Source organism: Acetomicrobium mobile, assembly GCF_937920065.1.
This window is the reverse complement of record NZ_CALETC010000005.1, coordinates 1-12,537: the sequence shown is the minus strand read 5'-3', so window position 1 is coordinate 12,537 and position 12,537 is coordinate 1. Positions and strand designations below refer to the sequence as shown.

Here is a 12,537-nt window from a genome sequence, read left to right as displayed (position 1 = left end):
CGCTATCTAAATCCAGCCCATTCTCGTTGTAAAGGGAACCTCTAACGGGATCGGCTATGAAGTTTACGATGAATTCGAAGTCGTATCGTTGTTTGAGAGTCTCTTTCTTACGATTCAATATATGAGCCAAACCTTGGCCCACGTTTCCAAATCCGATAATCCCTATCTTCCAAAGCAAAACCTACACCTCCCAAACTGCAAAGCAATCTATGGTCGTCCACGTTGTGATATGATATATATACCTCAATAAGTATAACGAAACAAATAAAAAGGATCAAATCAAACCGCCCCGGCTTCTCCTCAAAACACATTTATTTGAGTCCAGCCACTAAGGCCTCAGTCTCCTGGAAATTGTAATACTTTTCCTAAAAGGTTCTGCAGGCGGAATATTTCCTATCGCATCAAATATCCTCTCGTTGTTGAACCAATCCACCCACTCAAACGTGGCAAACTTGATATCTTTAAGGTCATACCAATGCTTGCGTTAAGAGATTACTTCGATCTTATATAAACCTATTATGCATTCAAGTCAAGACATTTAGTAAGGATCATCGAGACTGCCAACGATATGTTTTATCCCTGCCTCACGTAACTTTTGAGTATAGCGCATGGATAAATACCTGGGGCAAGTGGTCGCTATGGTGGATCAACCCCTTCGTATTCCTTCGGGCGTATAGATCCTGCTCTAAAGCATCAAGTGTGAGGTCGGCATTTAAAGACCTAGGTGCGGCAACCTACGATGCACTTGGTAAATACGTCGACTATGAACGCTACGTAGGCAAGGGCGCTTCACGAGAACGTACGTAAGGCCTCCCGCCTGAAGTTTCTTAAGGCGAAATGCGGTGAAGTTTCGACACACCAGATCTGCTGATCCGACAAGGGACTTTTCAGGAGTCGTGGTCTTTGATTTTCGACCACGAAACGCTCCTTTTAAGTCCATATCCTTCATCAGACGCTTTACGGTTCACCTGAGCTACCTTTATGCCCTCTCTATTAGGTTGCCTCCATATTACCGAAGGGAGGGTGGTCCTTGATATTTTTTTACCTTACCCAACCTTTTTACATACTATAGGGAAATTTGATCCTCTGTCCAGAAACAAACTGTACCCTTTTCGAGGGCTGCTGCCTAACTCGTCTCTTCTTCCGCAAATGTGCGAAATTTATTGTACGTTATCTGGAATTTGTCGAGTCTGCGAAGTGTACGCGTGTTTAGCTGCTCTAAACATTCCGGGATAGCTTTATTTAGCTCCTCAAGGCTACAGGAGGTCCTGGTCCTGCGTCGCAATACCACCAATATCCACCTCTTGGCTATGAGAACCTCTACCTCGGCTTTGACCTAAAATAGAATGTGGTGGCTGGATTGCTTCGAAAAATGGATTATAAGTCAATCTGTCTAATTCGTGCACATTTAAGTTTTGCTTAAAATATTCTAATGCTGCCATCAAGCAAGGCTATTTCTAATACCTGTTTGCCATTTTATCTATTGCTTCCCACAGACCCTGCAGGTAAACTGCACCTAATGCCCTGTCGTAAAGGCCATAACCCGGTCGTCCTGTTTCACCCCATATCATGCGCCCGTGGTCCGGTCTTGCGTACCCATCAAACCCTATGTCATAAAGGGCTTTGACGATCTCGAACATGTCAAGCGATCCGCATTTTGACAGATGTGCACATTCGTAGAAATCCTTTTCAGAGGTAAACTTAAGGTTTCTGAGGTGTGCAAAATGAATTCTTTTTTCTTTACCAAACTCTCGTATAAGTGCAGGGATATCATTTTCTCTGTTTGCTCCCAAAGAACCGGTACAAACGGTAATTCCGTTATATTCGCTTTTATTTAGATCGAGGAATTTGCGAATGTTCTCCCGGTTCGTTATCACTCTAGGTAAACCGAAAATGGGCCAGGGAGGATCGTCTGGGTGTATGGCCATCTTTATGTCGCACTCCTCGGCAGAAGGTATGATGCTGTCCAGGAAATATTTGATGTTTTTCCAGTATTTGTCCTCGGTCATGTCTTTATATCTTTCTATGGTCTTTGAGATTTCCTTAAGCCTTTCGGGCTCCCATCCGGGGAGTTCTGAATCCTTCGACTGTTCCATGAACTGCTCGGCAAAGTGTTCGGGGTCTATCTTGGAGACGAAATCGTGCCTGTATACCATGGTCCTTGAACCTTCGTCAAGTTTGTGCTCCAGTTCCGTCCTCAGCCAGTCGAAGGCGGGCATGAAGTTATAGCAGATCACCTTCACCCCTATTTGGGAAAGGTTTTTCATTGTCTTTATATAATTTTCTATGTACCTGTCCCGCGTTTTGAGACCTAACTTTATATCCTCATGTACGTTTACGCTTTCAATTACTTCTAATTTGAGGTCGTGGCTTTCAACTTCTGCCTTTAGCGCCTTAAGTCGCTCCAATGGCCACACCTCTCCTACCGGGACATCCATTAGGCTTGTTACGATGACATCTACCCCGGGGATTTGTCTGATTTGTTCTAAAGAAATACGATCATGTCCATGTCCAAACCAACGAAAGCTCATCTTCACGATATATCTACCTCCATATTTACGTACTTGTTAAGCGTCCTTCGCACAGCGCCTGGTGCGGTCAACATTTCCTCAAACATGCCTTCGATTTTAGGCGCAAGGCCGTGCTCGCATAGATCGATCCCAAAAATTGATTTGTTGGATAAAATAGGCCTGAGTATATCGCCAAAGGGGCCTTTGTCGCCGATAGATATGTGCTTCATTTTTTCGTGTAATTCGGGAAGCATAGGATCGGGGCTCAGCTCGAATGCCTCTCCTTTATCATCTGTTCCAATCAAATAGCGAAGCCATCCAGCGAAAAAAAGGGGAATATAGGTCAAAGCAGTGATATCGTGTCCTTTTGCGATGTGCGCTTTAAGCGTCTCTCCGAAGCGGATCGGAATCTTTTGAGAGGTATCACATGCTATCCTTTGTGGAGTATCCGGAATGAAGGGATTGGGCAGGCGCTCTTCTATGACTTCGCGCATGAACTGCTCGGGATCTATAATGCCGGGGTTTACGACGACAGGTAACATCTCGTCGTACCCAGCCCTTTCGATCAAGGATTTTAAATCGTCGTCACGCATCTCTTCAAAGATGGTCTTATATCCGAGAAGACATCCAAAAATCGCAAGCATCGAATGAAGGGGGTTTAAGCAGGTGCAAACTTTCATTCTCTCTACTTTATCGACGGTGTCTTTATCGGTAAATATGACACCTGCCTTTTCTAGCGGAGGACGAGAATTCGGAAAAGCATCTTCTATGACTAGATAGTGGAAATGCTCGGTATTCACGAAGGGTGCAATGTAAGTGTTTTGGGATGTGCATATGATCTCCATGTCTTCTAAACCGTCCGATTCCAGCAGGGCCTTTATCTTTTCAGACGGCCTTGGCGTGATCTTATCTATCATGCTCCAGGGAAAAGTCACAAGTTTTGGGTCGTTGATGTAATTTACGAAGCCGAGATCGACAAAACCTTTCTTTGCCCAATTTGTTGCGAATGTATTTATAGCTTCGTAGAGCTTGTCGCCATTATGAAAGAAATTATCCATGCTTACCAGAGCAATTGGCAGCCTTCCGGCTTGATATCTTCTATAACACAACAAGGTTACGAGGCACATTATGGTCTTTGGTGCGCTAGGGAAATTTTCAAATTCATGGAGGACCTGTGGGAAATGTTCCCCCTTCGAATCGACTAAAGAGTATCCCTTTTCGGTGATCGTAAAACTTACCATCTGAAGGGATGGGGAGGTAAAAATCCTTGAAAGTTTATCAATGTTGTCGCTTGCGGTTAAAGCATCGGCAATACTTCCTATGACTTTCTTTTGCATGGATCCGTCGGATTTTATCGAAACGACAATGCTCAAATTATCGTAAGGGTCGTAAATCTTTCTTATTATTTCCTCGTCAAAGGCTTCGCAAGCTATTATTCCTCTATCGCAGAGACCATTGTTGAGTAAGGTCTGATGCAATGCAGCCGGCAGAGCTCGAAATATGTTTCCGGCACCAAAATGCAGCCATATCGGTTCACTGGTTGTAGACTTTTTTATTTCCTGCAAATTAAAAGCAGGTAGTTCGTATCCTCTTTCTTGCCATTCGTCGCTCTTTTCTAAATCGTGCACGCGAAGCTTCACCCTACATCACCTGCATTTTGAATGGTTTAAAAAGAGCTTCATATGCAAACTGCTTGCATACTACCATACCCATGTGTAAATTGTCAAAGAATCGATGGCTCTTGACCGCGTCAAGTTTTTTGTAGAATTTCCTGGAACCGCTTCGAGCTATTGTCAAGCCTGGTATATGGCGTTCAAGCGACACTCTCCTCGAATTGATCCGTTACCCCTATACCGTCCTTGAAAATGACACCTTCAATCACCCTGCTATAAGATTAGAGCCTTTAATGCGAAACCGCCGTTTCTGTAATGCACGGCATGAAAGTCGAAGAAAGCAAGAAGCTCTTTTCTGTCTTTTTTGCAGACAGGCCGTGGCCTTTGGGTAGAAGTGCCCGTGCTCTTCCAACAATAGATCCAATCCTATTCCAACACCTTTCTAAAGCAATTTGAAGGGGTCATCACCCTCTGATAGAATAAAATTTCCACAAACCTAAACTATCCAAGAGATAGCGATGACCCCTTGCTTACTTACCTTGAATGAGGGGGATTGACGTCATCTATTTTCTGGCAACGACGAGAGCTTGAAGAAAGTCTTAAAGCAATTTGCAAATCAACTTCTGGAACAACAAAGAACTAAAGCAGAACCGTGTATCGACGTTGAGGCAGGTAAGTACGTTGTTGATGGAACAGGACGAAATATGGTAAATGAGGCAAGAAGTACTTCGAGATGGATGAATATTGGGAATGGAAAAAACAGGAACAGGGGCAGAAACATAAGCAACAGTGCGAGATGGGTGAAGTAGCTCCAATTATAGCGGGAGTTTAACCTCTAAATTTAATCAGAGGGTAATTTTACAGAAGATTAAGGACTTGACCGGTTATACCGGGCAAAATGATGTTAAACAAGCAATAGAAGTTACAAAATATTGTTATTCAAATAATAGGTTTCAGCTGCTTTATATTATTATATTAAACGGGAATAGAGGGCGTCAATATACGAGAGAGCCTGTCGAGCAGCGCTATCACCGTCAGGTAAGGGTAAAGCTTCTATGCCAATATAACCATCATAGTTAATTTCGAGTAAAGTAGCTAAAATTTCAGTAAAATTGATATGACCCAAACCAGGCACACACCTATTGCTATCTGCAAAATGTAGATGCTCTAAATAAGAAGAATATCGTCTTATAGTTTCTGCGATAGATTTCTCTTCTATATTCATATGAAAAGTGTCTAAATGTAGACCGATTGCCCTAGAACTAACCTTTTCAATAAATTCAACTGTTTGTTCAGCAGTATTAAGATAATTTGATTCATATCTGTTAATTGCTTCTAAAACAAGTCGCACACCTTTATTCCGGGCATAATCAGCACACTCTTGTAAGCAGGTGATGACTCTTTCTAGGGCTATTTCTCGCTCATTCCTGTTTTCAGGAAGCAAACCTTTAATGGTACCAATTATTACCTTTGCCTCCAATAGGGCAGCGAAATCAATGTGGTCTTTAATTCTTTGCACTGCTGCATTTCGTATACCTTCATCCATAGAAGTAAAACATATTTTTTCATCTACATAAGCCTGACCTGTTCCTATAGTAGATACGGTGAGATTATTGCTTTTTATGACTGATATTATATCAGAGATATCAATTGTTTTAGGGTTACGAATATGCAATTCAATAGCTTTATATCCGATTTCCCTCGCCTTATTTATTTCTTCTATATAATTCCCCTGTAAGATAATGGGAGCAAATTTAGAACCAAGACCAGAGATTGTTACGCTCAAGTTTATGCTACTCATACTATCACTTTCCTTTCATTATATTTAAGTGGAATATATTTAAGTGGAATCCACCCGAGCATTAACTTTGACTCGGGCAGCCAGCTTATCCAATTTGCACCGTCCTCAAGGAGCGGTCACTTTCTTTTCTCCCCTAAAAATCTCCTACAAATATTTTACGCGATCATTTTCAATTTGACAAAACTCTCGATCATGATGTAGAATATATTTCCAGAGTGTGGAATTTTTGTGCTGATTATTAATAAGAAAGCATGGGTCACATAATTATGGAAAATCACATTTTTATAAGTGATGATTTCTTACTGGAAAGTCAGGCTGCACAAAAACTTTATCATGAATATGCAGAACCTATGCCTATTATTGACTATCACTGCCATTTGCCAGCCTCAGACATTGCGGCCGACCAAATGTTTGAGAATATAACCCGCGTGTGGCTAGGCGGAGATCACTACAAATGGCGCGCAATGAGAACGTGTGGTATTGATGAAAAGTATATAACTGGAGATGCCTCTGATGAAGAAAAATTTAAAGCCTGGGCAACGGTCGTGCCCAGGCTTGTTCGTAATCCTCTTTACCATTGGACCCATCTGGAATTAAAGCGTATATTTGGAATTGATGAGATATTAAACCCTGACACAGCGAGTGATATTTACAATAGGTGCAATGAGCTATTACATCAAAGAGATTTTTCAGTACGGTCCATACTAGAGAAATTTAAGGTTGAAGCCTTATGTACTACTAATTACCCTGCAGAAAACCTGGAACATCACAAAACCATCCGTGATACTCAATGCAAGACAATAGTACTTCCATGTTTTAGACCTGACAAAGCCTTGGATGCGCATCTTCCGGAAGAATTCAATAATTTGGTGAATTCTTTAGAAAGGTTAACAGGTCTCTCAATCAATTCCTTTGAAGATTTCACAGAATCTTTATGGAAAAGGCATCAATTTTTTCATGAAAACGGCTGTCGTATATCTGATTATGGCATAGAAACTGCTTACTCAGCAGATTGGACTATCGAAGAGGTTAACAGGGCTTTCGTTAAAGTAAGATCCGGACACCCCCTAGAAAGGAAAGACCTTTTGAAATTCCGCTCAGCTGTGCTTTATGAACTTCTTTTAATGGACTACAAACAGGAATGGGTACAACAACTTCATCTTGGAGCTATGCGAAACAACAACTCAAGAATGATGACCCTTCTTGGCCCTGATAGCGGATACGACTCCATTGGAGACTTCGAGCAGGGGATGCCTTTGGTTAAGTTACTAGACAAATTAGACAGGACTGGCCATCTTGGCAAAACTATAATTTATTGCCTTAATCCTAGAGATAATGATCTTATCGCCTCTATTATCGGCTGTTTTCAGGATGGTATTACGCCAGGCAAAATCCAGATGGGATCGGCATGGTGGTTTAACGACCATAAAGATGGGATGACTAAGCAAATAGAAGCTCTTTCATCTATAGGTGTTTTATCGACTTTTGTTGGTATGCTCACAGATTCCCGCAGTTTCTTGTCCTATCCTAGACACGAGTATTTTAGACGAATACTGTGCAATATCTTAGGAAGAGATATGAGTAATAGAGAATTGCCAGATGATTATCAACTTATCGGTGGGATAGTCCAAGATATATGTTACTATAACGCGAAGAAATATTTTCAGCTTCATGAAGCGTACAATAGTATATAGCATATAACGAGATTGCAACCTAATATCATCTAGAATTAATTTATTGATAAAATAGTAAATAGTAGTAGAACCATTAAAAAACAGGAGGGATTGTTATGAGGAGGTTTGTTGCTTTTTGTGTTATATTGGCCGTCTTAGGGCTTTTCTTCTCTGTTAACATACCAGCACAGGCACAACCGCAAATCGTGATGAGACTCGCAGAAACACACGCTCCTGATTATCCTACAACAAAAGGTGACTACGAATTTGCGCGTTTGGTCGAAGAAAGAACAAATGGGCGTATTAAAATCGAAGTTTATCCGAGTTCTCAATTGGGAGAAGAAAAATCTGTGATCGAAGCAGTACAGTTTGGCGCTATAGATATTACTCGTGTTAGCATATCTCCAGTTGCTAGTTTTTCACCTAACCTAGATGTGCTTCAGATGCCTTACCTATACAGAGACAGTGAGCACATGTGGATGGTGCTTAATGGACATATAGGAGAGGCGTTCTTAAATTCCTTGGAGACTAAAAATTTCATTGGACTCGGTTGGTACGATGCAGGTGCAAGGCATTTTTATAACTCTAAAAAAGAAATTAAATCAGTATCCGATTTAAAAGGCATGAAAATAAGAGTTCAGGAAAGCAAGCTAATGGTAGATTTAATTTCTTGCTTAGATGCCGTTGCTACTCCAATGCCATTCGGGGAGGTTTATAGTGCATTACAGACAGGTGTAATAGATGGTGCTGAAAACAACATACCAAGCTACTACTCCACTAGCCATTATGAAGTAGCAAAATACATCACGCTTGATGGGCATACTAGAGTCCCTGAAATAATAATTGCAAGCAAATTGTCTTGGGATAAATTGTCAAAAGAAGATCAAGAGATCATCAAACAAGCAGCAAAGGACTCCACTCCCTATCAAATTAAACTCTGGAAAGAATTCGAAAAATCAGCAGAAGAGAAAACAAGAAAAGCTGGTAGCATTTATACAGAATTAACCCACGAAACGCTTGAAGAATTTCAAAAGGCAGTTCAACCGATGTACGATGAACTTAGCCCAGAATTGAAAGAAATAGTAAATCAAATTAGAAATGTTAAGTAGGCATAAACAATCCTATTTAGTCACGGTCAAATAAACACACTCTTCTCCGGGGTCGCCTAAGTAAAAACTGGGGCGTCCTGGAGAAGAGTAATTATGGCATCAACACGTGATTGCTTAACATACATTGAGCTTAACTACAAATAGAAGCATATGAATAAAGATACGATTTATAAAAGCTCTTTATCCATAACATGCAATAAGTCAGGAGGGTAGCATTGGTAAAAATGGATAAACTCAATAGAGTGCTTGCTTTTATTGATCGTTTCCTAATAATGATTGCAAAGATTTTACTTACTGTAATGGTCATAATCGTATCGGTAAATGTTTTTATGCGATATGTGCTAAATTCTGGAATTCTATGGGCAGAAGAAATATCGTTAGTTTGTATTGTTTGGTTTACTTTCATCGCTTTAGCCCATGGAGTGAAGGAGAAGTTACACATTAACATGAATTTATTACCTTATAAAATTGCACAAAAGCTCGATATTATACTTAATAAACTATCAAATATTACAATTTTATTCGTCGGATATATAATGGTCCATTACGGGATAAAACTGGTAAATGTAACTTCTAGATCTATACTTCCTGCTTCTAATTTACCAGCATCCGTTATTTATTTTCCCCTTATTTTATCAGGAATATTGATCATTTCTAATTGTTTAATCGAGATCATGAGCTTTAGCAATTCATTGAGAGGTCATGACTAATGCAAAGTACAGCAATAGCGGCATGGATTTTGTTTGGCTCTTTTGCAACTATGCTAATATTAAGAATTCCGATAACGTTCGCACTGGCAGCATCGTCAATCTTTACTGCCATATACCTTAAAATACCGCTTATGGTAATAATACAGCAAATGGTACAAGGAGTTAAGTCCTTTTCGCTTATGGCAATACCGTTTTTTATTATTGCAGGCGAGATTATGGGAGAAGGTGGGATTTCTAAACGCTTAGTCGAATTTGCAAATGTTATTGTAGGAAGATTTCGAGGGGGTTTAGCTCTTGTTAACGTGCTAGCTAGTACATTTTTTGGCGGAATTTCGGGATCAGCAGTAGCCGACGTTTCCTCCATAGGTGCCATTCTAATACCAATGATGGAAAAGCAGGGATACGACACCGACTATTCTGTTGCAGTCACAGTAACGAGCGCATGTCAAGGAATTATTATCCCACCAAGTCACAACATGATCATATATTCACTCGCCGCAGGCGGGGTTTCTGTGGGTCGTTTATTTCTGGGAGGCTTTATCCCAGGAATAACACTAGGAATAGCATTGATGATCGTGAGTTATATAATGGCTGTTAAACGCAACTACCCTACGGAAAGACCATATTCCTTTAAAGAAGCGCTTTTGATAACCAAGGACGCCTTATTTGGAATATTCACTGCAGTAATCATACTTGGCGGTGTCATCTCAGGCATCTTCACAGCTACTGAATCGGCTGCTATAGCCTGTGTATATGCCTTTATAATTACCTTTTTCGTCTATAGGGAAATACCCTTATCTCGAATGAACAAGATACTCTACTCATCCTTAAGGACTCTTGCAATGGTCATGAGTTTAATTGCTGCTGCAAAAGCTTTTGGATGGCTATTGGCATACCTCAGAATTCCTGCTCTCGTTACCACCTCTCTTTTAAATATTACAACAAATCCAATCCTGTTGTTATTGCTTATCAATGGGCTATTGATTTTATTGGGATGCATTATGGATATGGCTCCGCTTATCTTGATAACAACACCTATTTTATATCCCATAGTTGTTAATAATTTAGGCATGGATCCCGTACAATTCGGAATTATGATGATGCTCAACCTGGCAATAGGACTCTGCACTCCCCCAGTAGGTTCGGCTCTATTCGTCGGTTGCGCTGTTGGGAAAATCCCAATTGAAAAAGCCACAATGGCGATGCTTCCCTTTTATTTAGCGATGATTGTTGTTTTATTATTAGTCACTTTCATTCCTGTTATGAGTTTGTTTATTCCTAATTTATTGATGGGATAATAATTACTTTAGGAGGATTAAATATGCAAAGACTTACGCGTAACTCATTAAAAGATATATTATCCAAAGAAATAATTTTTCCTAAAGAGAAGACCCTCGATTTACCGGTAAAGGTTTTGCAATTCGGTGAGGGAAATTTCTTGAGGGCCTTTGTTGATTCGCTCATCCAAATAGCGAATAACGAAAATGTATTTGGGGGTCGCGTCACAATAATTCAACCAATTCCAGAGGGCAGAGCAGATGCTATTAATGCCTCTGATGGCCTTTTTACTCACGTAGCCCGCGGAATGTATAAAGGTCAGCCAAAAGAGGAGATCAGGATCGTTGGAAGTGTTGACAAAGCCCTTAAGTCTTATGGCGAATGGGATAAGGTTCTTGATGCAGCAAAAGACCCCGCCATCAAAATCGTCGTCTCGAATACAACCGAAGCAGGAATTGCCATATCACCTGACGATCGCTTCGATAGTAATCCGCCTCGCTCTTTTCCTGCCAAAGTCACCAGACTTCTTTACGAACGTTTTAAGGCCCTTGGCAAAGATAAGGCTAAGTTGGTGTTTATCCCATGCGAGCTTATAGATCGCAATGGGGACATACTGAAGGAATGTGTATTAAAGCTATGCAACAATTTTGGTTTGGAGAAAGATTTTATCGACTGGGTAGACAAAGATTGTACGTTTTGTTGCTCCTTAGTTGACAGGATTGTCACAGGACATCCAAGGGATGAGATCGGAGACCTAACGAAGAGATTGGGATACGAAGACAACAACCTCGTCGTATCTGAGCTATTTCATTTATGGGTCATAGAGGGACCAAGCTTTGTAAAAGACATTTTCCCGTTAAACGAGTCAGGCCTCAACGTAATCTTCACCGATGACATTACGCCATACAGAACACGAAAGGTTCGCATTCTAAACGGAGGACACACATCCACTGTCACTTTAGCTTATGCTGCAGGATTAAATTATGTAAAAGAAATGGTTGAGCATCCAATTATAGGTGCATACTTGAAAGACCTCCTTTTTGAGGAGGTAGTTCCTACCGTTCCCGGCAATAAATCAGAAATATCGGCATTCGCACAAGAAGTGCTAGAAAGATTCAAAAACCCCTACATTAAGCACTCCTTGCTGGACATAACTTTAAATTCGACGAGTAAACTCGCCGTTCGTGTAATACCAAGCCTTGTTGATTTCTATTCCATGAGCGAAAAGCTGCCCAATCGCTTACTTTTATCCATTGCTGGATATCTTAGATTTTACAAAATCACAAAAACTGACGGAAAAGCTTTCTTTGGCATGCGCGATAATGGAGAAGAATATCCCATCAGGGATGATCGCGAAATACTTGAGTACATGAAGAACATTTGGGATATCCCCGATGCCACTCCAAGCCTAGAACAATGCCGAACCATTGCAGAAAAAGCCCTCTCTCATCCAAAACTAGAAGCCGAAGCTTTATTAAAAGTGCCAGAAATGTTAGAAAGAATTGCCCTTTATTTACACGACCTTTTAACAAAAGGCGCTATTAACACTATAAAAGAAATAAATATTGCCATACGAGGGGAGGAATAAGAAAGTTGTTCGACGTTGTTAAATATATTTCTTCTGCAAAACTAATTGCCGTTGTAAGAGCTAAAAGCGCAGAGGAAGGATTGAAATTGTGTAACTCTATTCGCGACGGAGGAATAAAGATCATTGAAGTCACCATGACCGTACCCAAAGCGATACAAACCATAGAAATCCTCCAAGAGAATATGGCGGATCAAGATGTCTTAATAGGAGCTGGGACTGTCTGCGATTCGGAAACTGCTGTAGCTTGTATTAAGG

10 protein-coding genes and 1 pseudogene are annotated in these 12,537 nt (G+C 40.7%); 7 read left to right on the top strand and 4 right to left on the bottom strand.

The window, feature by feature from the left end:
- Window positions 1–1,126: 1,126 nt before the first annotated feature.
- The 3 genes from Q7P41_RS12640 to Q7P41_RS00130 form a co-directional block, all read right to left on the bottom strand.
- On the bottom strand, window positions 1,127–1,312 hold the full coding sequence (locus Q7P41_RS12640) for a hypothetical protein (protein WP_369693115.1): 186 nt from the start codon (window positions 1,310–1,312) through the stop codon (window positions 1,127–1,129).
- Between the two features lie 145 nt (window positions 1,313–1,457).
- Window positions 1,458–2,531, bottom strand: a complete 1,074-nt coding sequence (uxuA, locus tag Q7P41_RS00135) for a mannonate dehydratase (RefSeq protein WP_303881062.1) — start codon at window positions 2,529–2,531, stop codon at window positions 1,458–1,460.
- 2 nt (window positions 2,532–2,533) lie between these two features.
- Window positions 2,534–4,150: a mannitol dehydrogenase family protein gene (locus Q7P41_RS00130; RefSeq protein WP_303881060.1), complete on the bottom strand. Its 1,617-nt coding sequence runs from the start codon at window positions 4,148–4,150 to the stop codon at window positions 2,534–2,536.
- Between the two features lie 560 nt (window positions 4,151–4,710).
- On the opposite strand from Q7P41_RS00130, the gene Q7P41_RS00125 reads away from it, so the two are divergent.
- A complete protein-coding gene (locus Q7P41_RS00125; RefSeq protein WP_303881058.1) occupies window positions 4,711–4,932 on the top strand; it encodes a hypothetical protein in 222 nt (73 codons plus the stop codon).
- A 161-nt stretch (window positions 4,933–5,093) separates the two neighbouring features.
- Here the strand turns inward: Q7P41_RS00125 and iolO are convergent, their stop codons facing one another.
- Window positions 5,094–5,909: a 5-keto-L-gluconate epimerase gene (gene iolO / locus Q7P41_RS00120; protein ID WP_303881056.1), complete on the bottom strand. Its 816-nt coding sequence runs from the start codon at window positions 5,907–5,909 to the stop codon at window positions 5,094–5,096.
- Window positions 5,910–6,190: 281 nt separating this feature from the next.
- Between iolO and uxaC the strand changes: the two genes are divergently transcribed.
- From uxaC to Q7P41_RS00090, 6 genes and pseudogenes are all read left to right on the top strand, one after another.
- Window positions 6,191–7,618 (top strand): glucuronate isomerase, encoded by a 1,428-nt coding sequence (gene uxaC, locus Q7P41_RS00115; RefSeq protein ID WP_303881053.1) that lies wholly within the window; start codon window positions 6,191–6,193, stop codon window positions 7,616–7,618.
- A gap of 95 nt (window positions 7,619–7,713) precedes the next feature.
- On the top strand, window positions 7,714–8,706 hold the full coding sequence (locus Q7P41_RS00110) for a TRAP transporter substrate-binding protein (RefSeq protein ID WP_303881051.1): 993 nt from the start codon (window positions 7,714–7,716) through the stop codon (window positions 8,704–8,706).
- A 224-nt stretch (window positions 8,707–8,930) separates the two neighbouring features.
- A complete protein-coding gene (locus tag Q7P41_RS00105) occupies window positions 8,931–9,416 on the top strand; it encodes a TRAP transporter small permease (protein WP_303881061.1) in 486 nt (161 codons plus the stop codon).
- Complete coding sequence (locus tag Q7P41_RS00100; RefSeq protein WP_303881049.1) at window positions 9,416–10,714, top strand: TRAP transporter large permease; 1,299 nt, start codon at window positions 9,416–9,418, stop codon at window positions 10,712–10,714. Before Q7P41_RS00105 ends, Q7P41_RS00100 begins: the two co-directional genes overlap by 1 nt.
- Window positions 10,715–10,737: 23 nt before the next feature.
- Window positions 10,738–12,282 (top strand): tagaturonate reductase, encoded by a 1,545-nt coding sequence (locus Q7P41_RS00095; protein ID WP_303881048.1) that lies wholly within the window; start codon window positions 10,738–10,740, stop codon window positions 12,280–12,282.
- 5 nt (window positions 12,283–12,287) lie between these two features.
- Window positions 12,288–12,537: pseudogene (locus Q7P41_RS00090) on the top strand (bifunctional 2-keto-4-hydroxyglutarate aldolase/2-keto-3-deoxy-6-phosphogluconate aldolase); the annotation flags it as partial.